18 protein-coding genes and 1 riboswitch are annotated in these 20251 nt (G+C 42.7%); of the genes, 14 read left to right on the top strand and 4 right to left on the bottom strand.

The window, feature by feature from the left end:
• Positions 1 to 6 precede the first annotated feature (6 nt).
• Entirely contained in the window at positions 7 to 270 is a 264-nt protein-coding gene (locus V7Z64_RS00830; protein ID WP_297991473.1) for a YgaP family membrane protein, read from the bottom strand.
• An 85-nt stretch (positions 271 to 355) separates the two neighbouring features.
• Between V7Z64_RS00830 and V7Z64_RS00825 the strand changes: the two genes are divergently transcribed.
• From V7Z64_RS00825 to V7Z64_RS00780, 10 genes are all read left to right on the top strand, one after another.
• Positions 356 to 2098 carry an adenine deaminase C-terminal domain-containing protein gene (locus V7Z64_RS00825; RefSeq protein ID WP_297991476.1) on the top strand — a complete coding sequence of 581 codons (1743 nt, stop codon included), beginning with the start codon at positions 356 to 358 and terminating at the stop codon, positions 2096 to 2098.
• 34 nt (positions 2099 to 2132) lie between these two features.
• Positions 2133 to 3155 carry a DUF3048 domain-containing protein gene (locus tag V7Z64_RS00820; RefSeq protein WP_297991478.1) on the top strand — a complete coding sequence of 341 codons (1023 nt, stop codon included), beginning with the start codon at positions 2133 to 2135 and terminating at the stop codon, positions 3153 to 3155.
• A 10-nt stretch (positions 3156 to 3165) separates the two neighbouring features.
• Positions 3166 to 3483: a YerC/YecD family TrpR-related protein gene (locus tag V7Z64_RS00815; protein WP_003398643.1), complete on the top strand. Its 318-nt coding sequence runs from the start codon at positions 3166 to 3168 to the stop codon at positions 3481 to 3483.
• Positions 3484 to 3531: 48 nt separating this feature from the next.
• On the top strand, positions 3532 to 4227 hold the full coding sequence (locus V7Z64_RS00810; protein ID WP_297991481.1) for a heptaprenylglyceryl phosphate synthase: 696 nt from the start codon (positions 3532 to 3534) through the stop codon (positions 4225 to 4227).
• Positions 4228 to 4268: 41 nt separating this feature from the next.
• Positions 4269 to 6434, top strand: coding sequence for a DNA helicase PcrA (pcrA, locus tag V7Z64_RS00805; protein ID WP_297991484.1), 2166 nt, complete (start codon positions 4269 to 4271; stop codon positions 6432 to 6434).
• A gap of 5 nt (positions 6435 to 6439) precedes the next feature.
• A complete protein-coding gene (ligA, locus tag V7Z64_RS00800) occupies positions 6440 to 8446 on the top strand; it encodes an NAD-dependent DNA ligase LigA (protein ID WP_297991487.1) in 2007 nt (668 codons plus the stop codon).
• Positions 8447 to 8461: 15 nt separating this feature from the next.
• Complete coding sequence (locus V7Z64_RS00795; protein WP_297991490.1) at positions 8462 to 9595, top strand: CamS family sex pheromone protein; 1134 nt, start codon at positions 8462 to 8464, stop codon at positions 9593 to 9595.
• A gap of 84 nt (positions 9596 to 9679) precedes the next feature.
• A complete protein-coding gene (gene pruA / locus V7Z64_RS00790; protein WP_297991492.1) occupies positions 9680 to 11227 on the top strand; it encodes an L-glutamate gamma-semialdehyde dehydrogenase in 1548 nt (515 codons plus the stop codon).
• A gap of 131 nt (positions 11228 to 11358) precedes the next feature.
• Complete coding sequence (locus tag V7Z64_RS00785; protein WP_297991531.1) at positions 11359 to 12090, top strand: HI0074 family nucleotidyltransferase substrate-binding subunit; 732 nt, start codon at positions 11359 to 11361, stop codon at positions 12088 to 12090.
• A gap of 11 nt (positions 12091 to 12101) precedes the next feature.
• Entirely contained in the window at positions 12102 to 12419 is a 318-nt protein-coding gene (locus V7Z64_RS00780; protein ID WP_297991495.1) for a hypothetical protein, read from the top strand.
• 123 nt (positions 12420 to 12542) lie between these two features.
• Here the strand turns inward: V7Z64_RS00780 and V7Z64_RS00775 are convergent, their stop codons facing one another.
• Both V7Z64_RS00775 and ade read right to left on the bottom strand, forming a co-directional pair.
• Complete coding sequence (locus V7Z64_RS00775) at positions 12543 to 13070, bottom strand: hypothetical protein (protein ID WP_442884993.1); 528 nt, start codon at positions 13068 to 13070, stop codon at positions 12543 to 12545.
• A gap of 41 nt (positions 13071 to 13111) precedes the next feature.
• Complete coding sequence (gene ade, locus V7Z64_RS00770) at positions 13112 to 14824, bottom strand: adenine deaminase (protein WP_297991501.1); 1713 nt, start codon at positions 14822 to 14824, stop codon at positions 13112 to 13114.
• Positions 14825 to 14846: 22 nt separating this feature from the next.
• Positions 14847 to 14948: riboswitch (purine riboswitch) on the bottom strand.
• Positions 14949 to 15101: 153 nt separating this feature from the next.
• On the opposite strand from ade, the gene V7Z64_RS00765 reads away from it, so the two are divergent.
• The 4 genes from V7Z64_RS00765 to gatB all read left to right on the top strand — a co-directional run bounded on the left by V7Z64_RS00765 (position 15102) and on the right by gatB (position 19900).
• Positions 15102 to 16556, top strand: coding sequence for an alanine/glycine:cation symporter family protein (locus V7Z64_RS00765; protein ID WP_297991505.1), 1455 nt, complete (start codon positions 15102 to 15104; stop codon positions 16554 to 16556).
• 137 nt (positions 16557 to 16693) lie between these two features.
• A complete protein-coding gene (gatC, locus tag V7Z64_RS00760) occupies positions 16694 to 16984 on the top strand; it encodes an Asp-tRNA(Asn)/Glu-tRNA(Gln) amidotransferase subunit GatC (protein ID WP_004577747.1) in 291 nt (96 codons plus the stop codon).
• A 12-nt stretch (positions 16985 to 16996) separates the two neighbouring features.
• A complete protein-coding gene (gene gatA, locus V7Z64_RS00755; protein ID WP_297991507.1) occupies positions 16997 to 18454 on the top strand; it encodes an Asp-tRNA(Asn)/Glu-tRNA(Gln) amidotransferase subunit GatA in 1458 nt (485 codons plus the stop codon).
• Between the two features lie 15 nt (positions 18455 to 18469).
• Positions 18470 to 19900, top strand: a complete 1431-nt coding sequence (gene gatB / locus V7Z64_RS00750; RefSeq protein WP_004577745.1) for an Asp-tRNA(Asn)/Glu-tRNA(Gln) amidotransferase subunit GatB — start codon at positions 18470 to 18472, stop codon at positions 19898 to 19900.
• A 39-nt stretch (positions 19901 to 19939) separates the two neighbouring features.
• On the opposite strand, the gene V7Z64_RS00745 is transcribed toward gatB, so the two are convergent.
• Positions 19940 to 20251 (bottom strand): hypothetical protein (locus V7Z64_RS00745; protein WP_334109271.1); only part of this gene is annotated, 312 nt, incomplete at its 5' end.

Genomic DNA, 20251 nt, shown 5'->3' with positions numbered 1-20251 from the left:
GTGTTGTTATGAAGGGTTAACTGGTTCAATCGGAACGGCGTTTTCTCGTTCATGATCTTGTTCACAATGACATTGATATCGTTCGAACAATGCCATCACAGGGCAGAAACGAACAATCCCTTCCGCAATTTTCATGGCAGCGAGCATGATCATCCAAAGATACGATTCCCGCCATGGCTTGCGGGAAAGATTGGCAGTTGCCCAAGCAAGCATCGTAAATCCGCATGTGATGCGAATCATCGCATTGATTATACCGATGTTTTGTTTCATGTTATCTCTCCTTTTTGTTTGTGAAATTCGCTTTCATCCGTTAAAATGTGTATAGATGATGGTACGATTTAGGAGGAAAGCGCTCATGATAGAAAAACGGTATCGATGGAAAAGCGAACAAATTCGTGAACATGTTGCGATTGTTGATGGGAGGCAAGCGCCGACGAAAGTATTATTGAACGCAACATATTTACATCCATACTTGCGTCAATGGATGCAAGGAAACGTATGGATTTGCGATGACCGAATTGTATATGTCGGTCCGAATAAGCCGAAGCAGTTGGACGCATGCGAAGTCGTTGATTGTACGAATCGTATGCTCGTTTCTGGTTACATTGAGCCTCATGCTCACCCGTTTCAGTTATATAATCCCCAGACGTTAGCGGAATATGCAGCTCAGTTTGGTACAACAACACTCATTAATGATAACTTATTTCTTTTTTTGCAGTTGACAAAAAAGAAAGCGTTTTCTTTTTTAGCGGCGATGGAAAAACAACCGGTGACGATGTACTGGTGGTGTCGGCTTGATCCGCAAACAGAAATGGATGGAGAAGAACATCTTTTCTCATACCGAAACATGAAAGCATGGATCGAAAATGACGCTGTCTTACAAGTTGGTGAATTGACTGGATGGCCTAAACTGCTAGAGGGAGACGATTTCGTTCTTCATTGGATGCAAGAGGCGAAGAAACTTGGTAAAAAAGTAGAAGGGCATTTTCCGGGGGCTTCAGACCGCACGTTAACGAAAATGAAACTGTTTGGGGTAGATGCGGATCATGAGGCGATGATAGGGAACGATGTATATAAACGGTTAATGCAAGGTTACACAGTATCGTTGCGTCATTCATCCATTCGTCCTGATTTACCAACATTGCTGCAAGAGATGAAACAATGCGGCATTCACCATTACGACCATTGCATGTTTACGACAGACGGTTCGACGCCTACATTTTATGAAAATGGAATGATTGACGAAATGATTCGCATGGCGCTCAAAGAAGGTGTACGTGATATTGACGCATACAACATGGCGACATGGAACGTTGCCCGTTACTACAACATCGATCATTTGCACGGAAGTATTACACCGGGGCGTATTGCTCATATTAACATACTTGAACATGCTTCGAATCCGACACCGATTTCTGTGTTAGCGAGCGGACAATGGGTCAAACGGGACGGTGCGCCGGTTCATGCTTTTTCAACAATTGAATGGGATGCACATGGGCTTGAGCCCCTTTCTTTCGCTTGGGATTTACAAATGGACGATTTGCAATTTTCGATGCCTTTAGGTATGTATATGGAAAACTCAGTCATTATTAAGCCGTATTCCATTTCGACAGATACGTCAGTAGATGAATTATCAAACGATCATGACGAGAGTTTTTTAATGCTGGTTGACCGCAACGGAAAATGGCGAGTGAACACGGTGTTAAAAGGGTTTGCGACACATGTGCAGGCGCTTGTTAGCTCGTATTCCAATACAGGAGACATTATTTTAATCGGGAAAAGCAAACGGGATTTGTTGCTTGCCTTTGAGCGTATGAAAGAAATAGGGGGCGGTATCGTTCTTTGTGAACGTGGGAAAGTCATTCATGAAATTTCTCTCCCATTAAGCGGTTTAATGTCAGTGAAACCGATGGAGGCGTTAATACAGGAAGAGAAAAAGCTTGGTGAACTGTTAAGAGCTCGTGGCTACACGTTCGCAGATCCAGTTTATACGTTGTTGTTTTTATCGTCGACACATTTACCATATATTCGCATTACACCGAAAGGAATTTACGATGTCATGCATAAAACAGTACTCTTTCCAACAATAATGCGTTAAAATATAAAAGGGACGAAAATGAAAGGTTGGGTTCATGTTGCGGCGATTATTGTTTTTATTGCTCATTACGCTCGCGGTTATGTTTGGTGTTGGATGTCAACGTGCAGAGCAAAACATGAAAGAAAAGGAGTCTCCTCCAACAACAATCGAACAAGGGAATGAACAAGGGAAAGAAGAAGCGATGTGGACGTTCCCGTTAACGGGTATGCCAGCGAGTGAAAAAACGATGCAACGCGTCGTAGCGGTTATGATTAACAACTACCCTACCGCCCGACCGCAATCGGGGTTGCATAAAGCAGATATCGTTTATGAGGTGCTTGCTGAAGGAGATATTACGCGGCTGTTAGCGATTTATCAAAGTGAGCAACCTGATGTGATCGGACCTGTTCGGAGCGCGCGCGATTATTTTATTCAATTAAGCAACGGCTTTCACGCGTTATATGTATGCCATGGATGGAGTCCAGAGGCTCAACAGTTATTGCAGTCTGGTGTAGCAGATTACGTGAATGGATTGTTTTACGATGGAACGTTATTTTGGCGAGATCGAACGAGAAAAGCGCCGCACAACTCTTACATTTCCTTTGAAAATATTAAAAAAGGAGCCGAAAAAAACGGTTATGCACTTGAAGAAGAAGTGAAGCCATTGCCGTTTTTCTCAAATGATTTGACAGATGCTGTAGAAGCAAAGAATATTGATGTTGTGTATTCTAAACGGTCGTATGCTCACGTTCATTATACGTATGATGGAACGAAATACGTTCGTTCGAGTGGTGGCGAGCCGACTGTTGATCGGGAAACGAATACACCTATTGCAGTAGAAAATGTGTTTGTTGTTGAAGCAACACATGAAGTGATTGATGATTACGGACGAAGACATATTGATTTTACGTCAGGTGGAAAAGGTTATTTGTTCCAAAAAGGAACGGTACAACAAGTGCAATGGAAAAACGTTGACGACCGCCTTCTTCCTTATCAAGACGGCGTTCCGCTCGGGTTTGTTCCAGGTAAGACATGGATTCAAGTCGTTCCTAATTTGCAACAAGTACAATATGAATAGGGGGACGTGTATGCAAATTAATAAATTGCGTGGCAGAGAGCTCGATCAATTATTTCAAGCCATTTTGTCGTTGAAAGATTTAGAGGAATGTTACCGCTTTTTCGACGATTTATGCACTGTCAATGAAATACAAGCGCTTGCGCAAAGATTAGAAGTGGCGCGCATGTTGCGCGAAGGGTATACGTATCATAAAATTGAAACAGAAACAGGGGCAAGCACAGCGACGATCTCGCGAGTTAAGCGTTGCTTAAACTACGGAAATGATGCGTATGCGATGGCGCTTGATCGCATTTATAACGAACAAAAGGAAGAGGCTGGCTCACAATGAGTCAGCTTCTTTTTGCGATTTTTGTTATAATGAGATGAGGTGAAAAAAATGAATGAAATGACAACATGGCGACATGTGTTTAAATTAGATCCGAACAAACATATAACAGACGAGCAACTTGAACAAGTATGTGAGTCAGGTACAGATGCAATCGTTGTTGGTGGAACAGATGGCGTGACGCTTGAAAATGTCATCGACTTGCTTGCACGCGTACGCCGTTTTTCTGTTCCATGCGCGTTAGAAGTATCAAATATTGAAGCAATTACACCTGGATTTGACTATTATTTTATTCCAATGGTACTTAATAGCCGTGATCTCACTTGGTTAATTGACTTGCACCACGAAGCAGTAAAACAGTTTGGTGACTTAATAAATTGGGAAGAACTGTTTGTTGAAGGATATTGCATTTTAAATGCCGAATGTAAAGCAGCATCGTTAACAAGTGCACAAACGGAGTTAACAGATGAAGATGTCATTGCCTATGCTCGAATGGCAGAACATATGTATCGTTTTCCGATTTTTTATATGGAATATAGCGGGCGATACGGAGATGTGATGCTTGTAGAGAAAGTGAAACGGACGTTGCAACATACGCGTCTGTTTTATGGTGGTGGCATTCATACGCCTGAACAAGCGAAAGAAATGGCGATGTGGGCAGATACCGTTGTCGTTGGAAATGTGATTTATACGAATTTGCCTATGGCGTTACAAACGGTTGAAGCGGTTAAAGGAAAAAGGACATAAATGGAGAATAAAAAAGAACATATGTTTTTGGTGGTGGAAAGATGAGTATGTCAGCTCGTATGTTATTAGATGGGTTAAATGAAAAACAAAAAGAGGCGGTAAAGACGACGGAAGGTCCACTTTTAATTATGGCGGGAGCGGGAAGCGGAAAAACGCGTGTGCTCACACATCGCATTGCTTATTTAATGGCGGAAAAAGATGTTGCCCCGTGGAACATTTTAGCTATTACATTTACAAATAAAGCAGCCCGAGAAATGAAAGAACGCGTGGAGCGGATCGTAGGCAAACAGGCAGAGGATATATGGATTTCCACGTTTCACTCGATGTGCGTCCGCATTTTGCGCCGCGATATTGATCGCATCGGCATTCATGCGAATTTCTCTATTTTGGATACGACCGATCAATTATCGGTACTAAAGCATATTTTAAAAGATCGCAATATTGATCCGAAAAAATATGACCCGCGTGCGCTATTAGGTACGATTAGCAGCGCGAAAAACGAATTAATTACGCCTGAAACATATGCTGATCAAGCTGCAACGCTGTATGAAAAACTTGTGGCCGACGTCTACAAAGAATATCAAAAACGATTGTTGCGCAACCACGCTCTCGATTTTGATGATTTAATTATGACGACGATTCAACTATTTCAACGTGTTCCTGAAGTGTTGGAATATTATCAGCGAAAATTTCAATATATTCATGTCGATGAATATCAAGATACGAACCGCTCGCAATATTTACTAGTAAAAATGCTTGCTAAACGATTCCAAAATTTATGCGTTGTCGGGGATTCCGACCAATCCATTTATCGTTGGCGCGGGGCAGATATTAGTAACATTTTATCGTTTGAAAAAGACTATCCAAATGCTAAAGTCATTTTGCTTGAACAAAACTATCGCTCAACAAAACGTATTTTACAGGCTGCTAATGCCGTTATTGAGCATAACACCCAACGAAAGCCGAAAAAACTTTGGACGGAAAATAGCGAAGGTCATGCGCTCGTATATTATGAAGCGATGACAGAAGTGGATGAAGCGCAGTTCGTTGTCGGGAAAATTAAAGAGTATGTCGATGCAGGAAAACGAACGTATAAAGATTTTGCAGTATTATATCGAACGAATGCGCAGTCGCGCGTGCTTGAGGAAATGTTGTTAAAGGCAAACATTCCATACAAAATTGTCGGTGGTTTAAAGTTTTATGACCGGAAAGAAATTAAAGATATTTTAGCGTATTTACGTTTAATTGCGAACCCGAACGATGACATTAGCTTGATGCGCATTATTAACGTTCCAAAACGAGGCATCGGTGCATCAACAATGGATAAGATTGCATCTTATGCGTCCAGTCATAGCACATCCATGTTCGATGCGCTTAAGCATATCGAAGAAATCGGAATTAGTGCTCGTATTGCCGCACCACTCGTGCAATTTCGTGAACAAATCGATCATTGGAGCCAAATGCAACATTATTTATCTGTCACAGAGCTTGTGGAAGATGTGTTGGATCGTTCAGGATACCGCGATATGCTTCGCGAGGAGAAAACGTTAGAGGCACATAGCCGACTTGAAAACATCGATGAGTTTTTATCCGTTACTAAACATTTTGAACAAGTAAACGAAGATAAGTCGCTCGTTGCTTTTTTGACCGATTTAGCGCTTGTTGCTGACATTGATCAGCTTGATAATGACAGTGAAGGGCAGACAAGTGATGCAGTCGTTTTAATGACGCTTCACTCGGCAAAAGGACTTGAGTTTCCTGTCGTCTTTTTAGTCGGACTAGAAGAAGGGATCTTTCCACATAATCGATCGTTAAATGATGAGGATGAAATGGAGGAAGAGCGCCGTCTAGCTTACGTTGGCATTACTCGTGCGGAAGAGCAGTTATTTTTGACGCGCGCGCATATGCGCACATTATTTGGACAAACCCACGTGAACGCTCCATCTCGCTTTATTGATGAAATTCCTGAAGAGCTTATTGAATATGCACATAAGCGAGCAAAAAAACAATCGGCCTCTCCGCGATCATCTGTCGCTTCGCAAGGAGGATGGCGCGTAGGAGAGAAAGTGAGTCATAAAGTATGGGGCGTTGGTACAATTGTGCGCGTAAAGGAAAATGATGGGGATCAAGAGTTAGATGTTGCTTTCTCAAGCCCGATAGGTATTAAACGACTATTGGCGAAGTTTGCTCCGATTACGAAAGTATAGAAAGGATGGAGAATGTGGCACTGCACGACGTGGAAAAACAAATGGCTCAATTACGCCAACAAATTGAAAAATATAATTACGAATATTACGTGTTAGACAAACCGTCTATTTCCGATGCTGAATATGATGAATTGATGAGAAGATTAATAGAACTTGAGGAGCAATATCCGCAATATAAAACACCGGACTCCCCTTCGCAACGCGTTGGCGGAGCTCCGTTAGAGTCGTTTGCGAAAGTGACCCATCGCGTGCCGATGCTTAGCTTAAGCAACGCCTTCAACGAAGGGGATTTGCGCGATTTTGATCGGCGAGTACGCCAAGAAGTCGGCGATGTGCGTTACGTATGTGAATTGAAAATAGATGGTTTGGCGGTATCGCTCCGCTACGAAAACGGTTATTTTGTACAAGGAGCGACGCGCGGGGACGGGACGACAGGGGAAGATATTACAGAAAATGTAAAAACCATTCGTTCGTTGCCGCTCCGCTTGCGTGAACAAGTGACGATTGAAGTGCGCGGAGAGGCATATATGCCGCGACAATCGTTTGAAAAGCTAAACGAACAGCGCAAAAGGAACGGGGAAGAATTATTCGCCAATCCACGCAACGCGGCAGCCGGCTCCCTTCGTCAGCTCGATCCAAAAATCGTCGCTTCCCGTCAGCTAGATATATTTGTATACGGTGTTGTCCATGCGGAAGAGTTAGGGCTTACTTCTCATAGTGAAGCGCTTCGCTATTTAGATGAGCTTGGGTTTAAAACAAATTGTGCACGTCAAGTATGCGAAACGATTGACGATGTTCTTTCTTACATCGAACGATGGCATGCAGAACGGGAAAAGCTGCCATACGATATTGATGGTATCGTCATTAAAGTAGATTCGTTTGCTCAGCAAAAACAACTCGGAGCAACCGCGAAAAGTCCGCGCTGGGCGATCGCTTATAAGTTTCCGGCTGAAGAAGTCGTAACGCAGCTCGTTCATATTGAATTGAGCGTCGGACGAACAGGGGTAGTCACCCCGACCGCTATTTTACAGCCGGTACGTGTAGTAGGAACGATCGTACAACGCGCTTCTCTTCATAATGCGGACTACATTCGCGAAAAAGATATTCGCCTTGGCGATTACGTTGTGATTAAAAAAGCGGGCGACATTATCCCGGAAGTTGTTCGCTCGCTACCAGAGCGGCGAACAGGGCAAGAGAAACCGTTCGATATGCCGACGCATTGTCCAGCATGTGCGAGCGAGCTCGTACGACTTGATGATGAAGTTGCTCTCCGTTGCGTCAATCCGCAATGTCCAGCACAAATTCGCGAGGGGCTCATTCATTTCGTCTCACGTCAAGCAATGAATATTGATGGATTAGGGGAAAAGGTGATCTCTCAATTATTTGAGCACGGCCTCGTTCGGAGTGTGGCCGATTTGTATAAGTTAACGAAAGAGCAGCTTGTTGCACTAGAACGAATGGGAGAGAAATCAGCAACGAACTTGCTGCATGCGATTGAAGCATCAAAGCAAAACTCGCTTGAACGTTTATTGTTTGGACTTGGGATTCGCCATGTCGGCGCAAAAGCTGCCAAAACGTTAGCGGAACATTTTGAAACGATCGAGCGCCTCCAACAAGCGACAAAAGAAGAATTGACGTCCATTCATGAAATTGGCGACAAAATGGCGGACTCGATTGTTACGTATTTTTCAAAAGAAGAAGTCAAACAGCTGCTGGACAGTTTGCGTTCACACGGTGTCAATATGGCGTACAAAGGTGCAAAACGGTCAGCTGACGTAAATGCCGCATTTGCTGGAAAGACGTTCGTTTTAACAGGTACGCTACAATCCATGTCGCGAGCGGAGGCGAAAGAAAAAATTGAAGCGCTAGGTGGGAAAGTGACAGGAAGCGTCAGTAAAAAGACAGATGTTGTCGTCGCGGGTGAAGACGCTGGATCAAAATTAGAAAAGGCAAATCAACTTGGCATTACGGTTTGGGACGAAGCGCGTTTTCTTCAAGAAATACAACAATAAAAGCGGGTGTGAACGATGAAAAAGTTGATGACATGGCTCATTTGTGCGCTCCTTACTCTTTCAGCGTGTGCGCCAAAGTTTAATCAAGAAGAAAAAGTTGTGCAAGAAACAGAAAATAAAAAACAAAAAGCGATTATTCCAAAGTACAACATTTCTAACTCGTATTATCGTACCATTTTGCCGTTTCAACCCGGAGAGGCGCGCGGACTCGTTGTTGAAAATGTGAACACAAGATTGGATATGGAAGAGTTTGAACTCGGCTTAATGCGCATTGCGCAAACGAAGTTTTCTCCGTCACAATATTTGTTTCAACAAGGACAATACTTAGATCGAAAGACGATCGAATCGTGGCTGAAACGGAAAGAAGGGAATGCGGAAGGGCTCAATCCTGCGCTTGGAAACGAAGGAACAAATGAAGAGAGAAATAAAAAACATCCGCTATACATCTCCCATATTTTAGAACATAACTATTTAGTTAAAACAGGAAATGACAAAGTGCAGTTAGGTGGCGTCGTCATTGGGTTGGCAATGAATTCTGTCCATTATTATGAGACGGAAGAAGGGTATCCACGCGAAGTAAAAATTTCAAAGGGCGATATGGAGAAGGAAGGGAAAAAAGCGGCAGAAGAAATTGTTTCTCGTTTGCGACAAATGGATGGATTAAAGGAAGTACCTATAATTATTGGATTATTTGAGCAGCAACCGAAGTCGTCCATCGTTCCAGGACACTTTTTTGCCGTTGGTTATGTTGATAAGGGAAGTAACGCCATTCAAGATTGGGAAAAGATAAATGAAGAATATTACGTGTTTCCATCGGATGAAGCGGAAAAAAACCATCGCGATGATTTAGTCAAATTTTTAAATTTGAAATCAGATATTGAAGAATTTTTCCCGAATTATACTGGGGTGATCGGTCGGGCATTTTACCGCGATGACCAACTACAACAATTGACAATTGACATCGTTATGCAGTTTTACGGAAAAGCAGAAGTTATCGGATTTACGCAATACGTCACAGGTCTTCTCATGGAAAAAATGCCTGATTATATGCCGATTTCCGTTTATATTTCTTCGGTGCGCGGACCGGAAAGTATTATTATAAAAAGCCCAGACAAAAATGAACCGTTTGTTCACATCTACCAACCATAAAAAATTTGAATATGTATGCTCCATCCGTTAGAATGAAGTTGTGTATGAAAACGCTTTTGTAATTTCAACAAAGGGGGCTTACATATGGTACAACCTTATAAACACGAACCATTTACAGATTTTACAGTAGAAGCAAACAAAAAAGCGTTTGAAGAAGGATTGAAAACGGTACAGGCTTATCTCGGTCAAGATTATCCGCTTGTCATTGGCGGCGAACGAATCATGACGGAAGATAAAATTGTTTCCATTAATCCGGCGAATAAAACAGAAGTTGTCGGTCGCGTAGCGAAAGCGAATAAAGATTTAGCAGAAAAAGCGATGCAAGCAGCAGATGCAGCGTTTGCATGGTGGAGCAAGACGAAGCCAGAAATGCGCGCAGACATTTTATTCCGCGCTGCTGCTATCGTCCGTCGTCGTAAACATGAGTTTTCAGCATGGCTTGTGAAAGAAGCAGGAAAACCGTGGAAAGAAGCGGATGCTGATACAGCGGAAGCGATTGACTTTATGGAGTATTATGCACGTCAAATGTTGAAGTTGAAAGATGGCATTCCTGTCGAAAGCCGTCCAGGAGAAACGAATCGTTTCTTTTACATTCCGCTTGGCGTTGGCGTTGTCATTTCACCATGGAACTTCCCGTTTGCGATTATGGCGGGAACAACTGTTGCCGCGCTTGTCACAGGAAATACGGTGTTGCTAAAACCAGCGAGCGCAACGCCAGTCTTAGCATATAAGTTCGTTGAAGTGCTAGAAGAAGCAGGTCTTCCAGCAGGCGTATTAAACTACATCCCAGGAAGCGGCGCAGAAGTGGGTGACTACTTAGTAGATCATCCGCGCACACGTTTCATTAGTTTTACAGGCTCGCGCGACGTCGGCATTCGCATTTACGAGCGCGCAGCGAAAGTGCATCCAGGACAAATTTGGCTCAAGCGTGTCATTGCGGAAATGGGCGGAAAAGATACAATTGTCGTCGATAAAGAAGCAGATTTAGAATTGGCGGCACAATCAATTGTTGCATCTGCTTTTGGCTTCTCTGGGCAAAAATGCTCGGCATGCTCGCGTGTCGTTGCGCTTGAAGATGTATACGACCAAGTATTAAGCCGCGTCGTTGAGCTAACGAAGCAATTAAAAGTCGGCAATCCAGAAGAACAAAGTACGTTTATGGGACCGGCTATTGACCAATCGGCATACAACAAAATTATGGAGTATATCGAAATTGGTAAACAAGAAGGCAAGCTAATGACAGGCGGCGAAGGAGACGACTCGAAAGGCTTCTTCATTCAGCCAACGGTATTTGCCGATGTTGATCCGAAAGCGCGCATTATGCAAGAAGAAATTTTCGGACCTGTTGTGGCATTTACGAAAGCAAAAGACTTCGACCATGCGCTTGAAATCGCAAATAACACAGAATATGGCTTAACTGGTGCAGTCATTTCAAACAACCGCTTTAACCTTGAAAAGGCGCGTGAGGAGTTCCATGTTGGTAACCTTTACTTTAACCGCGGTTGCACAGGTGCCATCGTCGGCTATCATCCGTTCGGTGGGTTCAACATGTCTGGAACAGACTCAAAAGCAGGCGGCCCAGACTACTTACTTCTTCATATGCAAGCAAAAACCGTATCCGAAATGTTTTAATGGAAAACCCCTCTTGGCGAAAACGCTAAGAGGGGTTTCAAATATGTAAGATAGGAGTGATAGGGTATAATGAAGAAAAACATCTTTCGTATGATATAGAAGTGGGTGGTGATGGGCGATTGAGTACAAACATGTACGGATTAAAAAAGCAAACATTTTATAACCTCATTTATGTGTTTCAAAATTATGCTGACATCATTGAAAGAGTGATTTTGTTCGGATCAAGGGCAAGAGGCGATTATAAAGAAACATCGGATATTGATATTGCGATTAAGTTTAGAAGCAATAACGGGCAGCTGTACCGCATTCAAGACGATTTAGCAGAAGCAAATATCATTTATACTGTGGATGCCATTGATTATGAAAAGATCAGCAATGAAAAGCTCAAATCGTATATTGATCTCGAAGGAAAGACAATTTTTTTAACGAATGAACGCGGGGAGGCAGTCGTGACGATGAATAAAATCATTGATAAACTATTTGACTTTGAAAAAGCATTAAATAAACTGCATCAAAGCATCGCGCGTGATGTGGCAAAAGACGACTTAGTTCTTGACGCGACAATTCAACGATTTGAGTTTACGTACGAACTAGCATGGAAATGGATGAAAAGTTACTTAGAATATAACGGAAACAACGAAGTTACAAGTCCGCGAAAAACGATCAAACAAGCGTTTAAAGAAGGGCTTATTCAAGATGGAGCAGCGTGGATTCAAATGTTAGAAGACCGAAACAGAACATCACATACATACGACGAACAAATAGCAATGGAAATTTATGAACATGTTCGTCAGCGCTATGTTCATTTATTTGATCAGCTATTAGTCGAAATGAAAAAACGAGTTCGTGAATTAGAAGAATAGGGGGAGAATGAGTGAAAAAATTTTTAATAGGAGTTTTGTTGGCGTTTGTCATGTTTGCCCTTTCGCTCTCATTATTTAGCACTTTTTCTTTCTTTATTGCCATTTTTCCAATTGCAGTACTAGCTGTTCCGTTTATATGTGCAGTAACAGAGGCGCTCATTTCTTTTGTCGATGAAAAATGGGGATTTAAATGGGATTGGGCTGTTGTTTTAGGGATCGCAACGATTACGTCGCTTCCTTTTTATTCTTCTTTTGTTTTTACAGCCCCGATTTATATGGGAGCACTGGGATATTATGTAGGGAGAAGACTATATGCCCGATTACATTAGAGGCAATGTAGGTGTGTTCGGGATTATTTAATCCATTTTTGCAAGTGATGTTATGTTTGATAGAGAGAATGATCAATGAAAGAAGTATATGAATCGAATTTCATAGAGAGGGAAATGACCTCTCTATGAAAACAACCGATTTCTCATCTTGAAAAGTTCACGCTCAGTCATTGTTGTTTTATGGACGGTGAAATCAACGTCAAGTTGGAGATTGTTGAGACGTTCATTGAATTGTTCGTAGTGGGAATCAACTTTTTCATGCAGTGCGTGGATTTCTTGCTTCATGGCCGCCATTTCACCGCGCATATGATGGACATCCATCGTTAAAGCCTCGAGTTTCGCGTCCGTTTCGTCTTGGCGATGGAGAAGGGCGTTCATAAGATCATAAAGCTCTTTTTGCCCATTTTTTAGTGCCTTTTGTTCTTCGCGAATGGCTTGTTGTTCTTGACGAATGGCTTGTTGTTCTTGACGAATAGCTTGTTGTTCTTGACGAATGGCTTGTTGTTCTTCCCGAATAAGCTTTTGCTCTTCTCGAATAGATCGTTGCTCTTCGCGAATGTCGTGCAATTCTTTTTGTATGTCTGTGACGACGTGTAAAATTTTCTCCAATAATTGCTCGCTCATGTTCTCACCTCCTTTACACATAACCATATTATAACATCATTCGACAAAAAAGGGGATAAAACATCCCCCTATACTTCCACATTAATAAATTGAAACGTTGAAACGTCAAATAAGCCTTGGTCGGTTAATTTCAGCTCTGGAATAACTGGCAATGCTAGAAAGGCAAGGGTAATAAATGGATTAAATTGTTCTGATGCTCCAATGGTTGTTAAAGCTTCGTGAATTGTTTGTAGCCGCTCTAGCACTTCTTCATACGTTCTTGCTGTCATCAGTCCTCCAATTTCAAGCGGCAAGTCTGCCAATACACAGCCATTTTCCACTACGGCGAGCCCACCGTTTATGCTTTTTATATGTTCAATCGCAGCGATGATATCATCATCGTTCGTTCCTGTGGCGATGATGTTATGCGAGTCGTGGGCAATCGATGAGGCGATCGCTCCTTTTTTCAATTGAAAGCCGTTGACAATGCCGACTCCAACACCAAGACTGCGGTGACGTTCAACGACAACGAGCTTTAATAAATCCCGTTCGATCGACGGTTGAAACACGCCGTCTACTACATGAACTTCTGTCACGAGTCGCTTTGTATGTAAATGGTTTGGAATAATTTGAATAACATTCGCTTTATTCCCATGAAGAAATGGGATTTGTATATGTTGTTTCGTTATTTTTTTCGCATGAATAGATTGCGTAATGGCTTTGTCGATTGAACTAGTTTGTTCTACCGAAAATGTAGCTCGTCCGTTTTGAGCAACAAGTTTCCCTTTTTTGTAGACGTGTGTAATAGAAAATGCATGCAAATCTTCTACAAACAAAAAGTCTGCATCGTACCCGGGGGCGATCGCACCTTTCGTATATAGGCGATAACATTCTGCCGCATGTAATGTTGCCATTTGAATCGCTGTAATCGGCTCCATGCCTGCTTGAATGGCAAGGCGGATGTGATGGTCAATGCTTCCATCCGTAACAAGTTCGTCAATATGCTTATCGTCTGTGCAAAATAAAAAGCGGCGTGCGTTATATGTATTGACAGCAGGGAGTAGTTTGTTTAAATCTTTTGCGACCGAACCTTCCCGAATTAATACGTACATGCCTCGTTGAATGCGGGCGATCGCTTCGTCTATTGTGACACATTCATGATCAGTATGGACATGTGCACTTCGATAGACGTTAATAGCTGTCTCATCAAGACCAGCTAAATGCCCGTCAATGAGTTTCCCGGCTTCACGTGCGGCTGTCAGCTTGGCGAGCATTTGCTGTTTTCCGTGTAAAAGAGATGGGTAGTCCATCACTTCAGCAAGTCCGAGCACGCGCGGATGGGAAAAGAATGGGGCTAAATGTTCGGCGTGAAGCGTTGCCCCAGCATGTTCAAAAGCGGTTGCAGGTACGCACGATGGCAACATGACATATACATCGAGCGGAATGTTATTCGAATCGTTTAGCATAAATTCAATGCCTTTCGTTCCTGCAACGTTGGCGATTTCATGTGGATCCGTAATGACAGTTGTCACACCGTGTGGAACGACGACGCGTGCAAATTCGCTCGGTGTGACTAGCGATGATTCAATATGGACGTGCCCGTCAATGAGCCCGGGGCAAACGTATTTTCCTGTTGCGTCAATGATTGTATGGCCGTCATATGCACCGATACCGACGATTTTTCCATCAACGATGGCGATATCTCCTTCTATTATGTTATGTGTAAAAACGTCCACAATTTTTCCGTTTTTAATGACAATATCAGCGCGTTGCCTTTTTGATGCAACAGCAAGCTCTTTCATATATGTTCCTCCTCCCCAACTCGATACGAGGAGCAATCCTCGTAGTCAAACGATTTACGGTCGTTTGGTAGAAACTTTCGGACCATATTTCCGAAATTATACGAGTTGTTTTTCAAAAATTTTTTTCATTCTACAATGTTATTTGTTCTCCCGTCAATGCTTGATTTATGTCGAATAAACGATAAAAATTTATATTGTTTCATGAAAATATTTTGTTATATAATTCTAATAAGTTTGAAAAGTAAAATATTTTAATGCGAGAAAGGAGATGATTGTTTTGGAGAATGTTGTTAGCTTTCTGAACGACTTATTATGGAGCCCTGTTATGATTTATTTTTGCCTTGGGGTCGGTCTTTTATTTTCTATTATTACCCGATTTTTACAAGTGCGTCATTTTAAAGACATGATTAAACTAATGTTTCAAGGAAAAAGTTCAGACGCTGGTGTTTCTTCGTTCCAAGCATTATCCATCGCTCTTTCTGGGCGGGTGGGAACCGGTAATATTGCCGGAACGGCGACAGCGATCGCTTTTGGTGGACCAGGCGCTGTATTTTGGATGTGGATGATTGCATTTATTGGTGCATCAAGTGCCTTTATTGAGTCAACATTAGCACAAATTTATAAAGTAAAGCAAGACGGACAGTATCGTGGTGGCCCGGCGTACTACATTGAAAAAGGTATCGGTTGGAAGTGGTATGCAGTATTGTTTGCGATTTCATCCATTATCGCAGTCGGACTGCTTATGCCGGGTATTCAATCAAACTCGATTGCGACAGGATTAAATAATGCTTTCGGTTTAAGTCCGACATTAACGGGTATTTTGCTTGTTGCTTTGCTTGGGGCAATTATTTTTGGTGGTGTCAAACGAATTGCAACCGTTGCGCAATATGTCGTTCCGTTTATGGCACTTGCGTATATTTTGCTTGCGCTCGTCATCGTTGCGGCGAATATTACACAACTGCCTGCGGTATTTGCATTGATCGTAAAAAGTGCATTAGGATTTGATTCTGCGTTCGGTGGTATTTTAGGAATGGCGATTTCGTGGGGAGTAAAGCGCGGCATTTATTCGAACGAAGCTGGTCAAGGAACAGGACCGCATGCAGCAGCTGCTGCTGAAGTATCGCATCCAGCGAAACAGGGACTTGTTCAAGCGTTCTCTGTATATATTGATACACTTCTTGTTTGTTCAGCTACTGCTTTTATGATTTTATTCACAGGAATGTATAATACTGTAGGTAAAGATGGCGGATTTATTGTTGAAAATGTAAAAGGTGTAAATCCAGGTCCTGGTTATACGCAGGCAGCAATTGAAACGATTTTGCCGGGCTTTGGTGCCTCTTTTGTGGCAATCGCATTATTTTTCTTTGCGTTTACAACGATTATGGCGTATTACTACATTGCCGAGACGAACGTTGCATATTTAATGCGTGGAAAAAATAGCACATGGTTGATGACAGGATTAAAAATTATGCTTTTAATCGCAACGTTTTACGGGGCAGTCAAAACAGCAGATTTAGCGTGGGCACTTGGCGATGTCGGTTTAGGTGTCATGGTTTGGCTCAATTTAATTGCTATTCTTATTTTGGCGAAGCCAGCGCTTCAAGCGTTAAAAGATTATGAAGATCAAAAAGCAAAAGGGCTCGATCCTGTATTTGATCCGATGAAACTAGGTATAAAGAACGCTGATTATTGGGTGCATGATTTCAAACGGGATGAAGAGCGCGTATCATAATATGATCGAGATGTCCAGTTGGGCATCTCGATTTTGTTTATCGAAAAACAAAATGAATGGCAAATGTTGCTTCACTGCGCGAAAGTTTGGTATCATCATAGTATTGTGAAAGGTCGATAATATCGGAGGTGAGACGTATGTCACGAATTTCAATCGAGCAAGTGAAACATGTGGCGCATTTAGCGCGTTTAGCGATTACAGAAGAAGAGGCAGCGATGTTTGCGAAGCAGTTAGATGCGATTATTACGTTCGCAGAGCAGTTAAATGAATTAGATACGGAACATGTCCCGCCAACGTCGCACGTATTGAACATGAAAAATGTTATGCGTGAAGATGTGCCAGCAGCTGGACTTCCGCTAGAAGACGTATTAAAAAATGCACCAGACCATCAAGACGGACAATTCCGTGTGCCAGCCATTTTAGAGTAAGGAGGGAAGAACATGTCATTGTTTGATTATCGTGTAAGTGAGTTGCATCAATTGTTACATAAAAAAGAAATTTCTGTTTCAGATTTAGTAGACGAGTCGTTTAAACGCATTCACGAAGTGGAAGATCGAGTACAGGCGTTTTTAACGTTAAATGAGGAGCAAGCGCGTGCGAAAGCGAAGGAGCTAGATGAAAAACTAGCAACGGAAAAGGAGTTTGGGTTGCTTTTTGGCGTGCCGATTGGCATTAAAGATAACATTGTTACAAAAGGGCTTCGCACAACGTGTGCAAGTAAAATTTTGTATAACTTTGACCCGATTTACGACGCAACGGTCGTGGAGCGTTTACATCAAGCAGATGCTGTAACGGTCGGTAAATTAAACATGGACGAGTTTGCGATGGGATCTTCGACAGAGAACTCCGGTTTTCAGCTCACGCGCAACCCGTGGGATTTAGAGCGCGTACCGGGCGGTTCAAGCGGCGGCTCCGCTGCGGCAGTAGCGGCAGGAGAAGTGCCATTTGCGCTTGGATCAGACACAGGTGGCTCGATTCGTCAGCCAGCAGCATTTTGTGGTGTGGTAGGTTTAAAACCGACGTACGGCCGCGTATCGCGCTATGGGCTTGTCGCATTTGCGTCCTCGCTTGATCAAATTGGTCCGATTACGCGCACCGTGGAAGATAATGCGTACTTACTACAAGTCATTTCTGGATTGGATCCGATGGATTCTACATCAGCGAATGTTGAAGTACCAGATTACGTTTCTGCCTTAACAGGTGACATTAAAGGGTTAAAAATTGCCGTACCAAAAGAATATTTAGGTGAGGGAGTATCAGAGGAAGTTCGTCAATCCGTTCTCCAAGCACTTAAAGTATTAGAAAGCTTAGGTGCTACGTGGGAAGAAGTATCGCTTCCTCATTCAAAATATGCGCTTGCGACGTACTACTTGTTAGCATCTTCTGAGGCATCGGCAAACCTTGCTCGCTTTGACGGTGTACGTTACGGCTATCGTACTGATAATGCGAAAAACTTAATGGAAATGTACAAGCAAACGCGCAGCGAAGGATTTGGCAACGAAGTGAAACGACGTATTATGCTTGGGACGTTTGCGTTAAGCTCAGGGTACTATGATGCGTATTACAAAAAAGCGCAAAAAGTGCGGACACTGATCAAACAAGATTTTGAGAACGTTTTTGAAAAATATGATGTCATTATCGGGCCGACGACGCCGACGCCAGCGTTTAAAATCGGCGAGAAAACGAGCGACCCGCTAACGATGTACGCAAACGATATTTTAACGATTCCGGTCAACCTTGCGGGTGTTCCAGGTATTTCTATACCATGTGGCTTTGTTGACGGCTTACCGGTTGGATTACAAATCATCGGTAAACATTTTGACGAAAGTACAATTTACCGTGTAGCTCATGCGTTTGAGCAAGCAACAGACTATCATAAACAAAAACCAACGTTGTAAGGGGGGACATAGAAGATGAATTTTGAAATCGTCATCGGACTTGAAGTGCACGTGGAGCTAAAAACGAAATCGAAAATTTTTTCAAGCAGTCCAAACGCGTTTGGAGCGCCCCCAAATACACAAACGAGCGTCATTGATTTAGGATATCCGGGCGTTCTTCCGGTGCTGAATAAACAAGCGGTTGAATACGCGATGAAAGCTGCGATGGCGTTAAACTGCGAAATTGCGACGGAAACGAAATTTGACCGGAAAAACTATTTTTATCCGGACAACCCGAAAGCGTACCAAATTTCGCAATACGACCAACCAATCGGTCAAAACGGTTGGATTGAAATTGAAGTAAACGGAAAAAAGAAAAAAATCGGCATTACGCGCATTCATTTAGAAGAAGATGCAGGGAAGCTGACGCATACAGGAAACGGCTATTCGTTAGTCGATTTCAATCGCCAAGGTACGCCGCTCATTGAAATCGTATCGGAGCCAGATATTCGCTCGCCAGAAGAAGCGTATGCATATTTAGAAAAGTTAAAGTCGATCATTCAGTATACAGGCGTATCGGATTGTAAAATGGAAGAAGGTTCGCTTCGTTGTGACGCGAACATTTCTCTTCGTCCAATCGGTTCGGACAAATTTGGCACAAAAACAGAATTGAAAAACTTAAACTCGTTTAACTTCGTGCGGCAAGGATTGGAGTATGAAGCGAAGCGCCAAGAGAAAATTTTGTTATCTGGAGGAATCATCCAGCAAGAAACGCGCCGTTTTGATGAAGCGACGAAAACAACGATTTTAATGCGTACAAAAGAAGGTTCAGAGGATTATCGCTACTTCCCAGAGCCAGATTTAGTTATGCTTTATATTGATGACGAATGGAAAGAGCGAGTACGTGCGTCCATTCCAGAGCTTCCAGATGCGCGTAAAAAACGCTACGTGGAAGAACTCGGCTTGCCGGAGTATGATGCGAAAGTATTAACGCTCACAAAAGAGATGGCGGACTTTTTTGAAGCAACGGTCGCGAATGGCGCGGATCCGAAGCTCGCATCAAACTGGCTAATGGTCGAAGTATCTGCTTATTTAAACGCAGAACAAAAAGAATTGCACGACATTGCTTTAACACCAGAAAGCTTAGCGGGAATGATTAAACTCATTCAAAATGGCACGATTTCGTCGAAAATTGCGAAAAAAATCTTTAAAGAACTCGTTGAAAAAGGTGGCGATCCAGAGCAAATCGTCAAACAACAGGGGCTTGTACAAATTTCCGACGAAGCGACGTTGCGTAACATCGTATTGGAAGTACTCGATGCGAATCCACAATCGATCGAAGACTTTAAAAACGGAAAAGACCGTGCCATTGGCTTCTTAGTCGGTCAAATTATGAAAGCGACAAAAGGACAAGCGAACCCACCGCTTGTGAACAAGCTATTGCTTGAAGAGATTAAGAAACGATAATGACAAAGCGGCATTGCCATCGGACAATGCCGCTTTGTTTTACAAATGAACAAGTTTTTGCAGAGTGCTTTCTACTTTAAATACACGGTTGTTTAATACTTGGATGCTCGATTCGTGGTCGGTGAGGGCAGGGAGTACTTTGTCTTCTAGTATGTTGGTTAAGCGGGTGATGTTTCCTTGCATGTTGTGGACATCGAGTGCGAGTGCATCGTATTTTGCGGCAAGCACCTCTTGACCGTGACGAACCGCCTCACAAATCGCTTTCGTTTCGAGTGTTCGTTCGTCGAGCAGCTGCACTTTCACATCGAGCGCTTGGACTTTTCCATCGAGTGCTTGGACTTTTCCATCGAG

This window comes from Anoxybacillus sp., assembly GCF_036834105.1.
Taxonomy (GTDB): Bacteria; Bacillota; Bacilli; order Bacillales; family Anoxybacillaceae; genus Anoxybacillus.
This window is presented reverse-complemented; position numbering and strand designations above follow the sequence as displayed.

Bases quoted from the DNA above. Each gene is read 5' to 3' on its own strand.
- V7Z64_RS00795 (WP_297991490.1), top strand. From the start codon at position 8,462: ATGAAAAAGTTGATGACATGGCTCATTTGTGCGCTCCTTACTCTTTCA.
- V7Z64_RS00775 (WP_442884993.1), bottom strand. From the start codon at position 13,070: ATGGTTATGTGTAAAGGAGGTGAGAACATGAGCGAGCAATTATTGGAG.
- gatC (WP_004577747.1), top strand. From the start codon at position 16,694: ATGTCACGAATTTCAATCGAGCAAGTGAAACATGTGGCGCATTTAGCG.
- pcrA (WP_297991484.1), top strand. From the start codon at position 4,269: ATGAGTATGTCAGCTCGTATGTTATTAGATGGGTTAAATGAAAAACAA.
- V7Z64_RS00820 (WP_297991478.1), top strand. From the start codon at position 2,133: ATGTTGCGGCGATTATTGTTTTTATTGCTCATTACGCTCGCGGTTATG.
- gatA (WP_297991507.1), top strand. From the start codon at position 16,997: ATGTCATTGTTTGATTATCGTGTAAGTGAGTTGCATCAATTGTTACAT.
- ligA (WP_297991487.1), top strand. From the start codon at position 6,440: ATGGAGAATGTGGCACTGCACGACGTGGAAAAACAAATGGCTCAATTA.
- pruA (WP_297991492.1), top strand. From the start codon at position 9,680: ATGGTACAACCTTATAAACACGAACCATTTACAGATTTTACAGTAGAA.
- ade (WP_297991501.1), bottom strand. From the start codon at position 14,824: ATGAAAGAGCTTGCTGTTGCATCAAAAAGGCAACGCGCTGATATTGTC.
- V7Z64_RS00830 (WP_297991473.1), bottom strand. From the start codon at position 270: ATGAAACAAAACATCGGTATAATCAATGCGATGATTCGCATCACATGC.
- V7Z64_RS00825 (WP_297991476.1), top strand. From the start codon at position 356: ATGATAGAAAAACGGTATCGATGGAAAAGCGAACAAATTCGTGAACAT.
- V7Z64_RS00810 (WP_297991481.1), top strand. From the start codon at position 3,532: ATGAATGAAATGACAACATGGCGACATGTGTTTAAATTAGATCCGAAC.
- gatB (WP_004577745.1), top strand. From the start codon at position 18,470: ATGAATTTTGAAATCGTCATCGGACTTGAAGTGCACGTGGAGCTAAAA.
- V7Z64_RS00785 (WP_297991531.1), top strand. From the start codon at position 11,359: ATGTACGGATTAAAAAAGCAAACATTTTATAACCTCATTTATGTGTTT.
- V7Z64_RS00815 (WP_003398643.1), top strand. From the start codon at position 3,166: ATGCAAATTAATAAATTGCGTGGCAGAGAGCTCGATCAATTATTTCAA.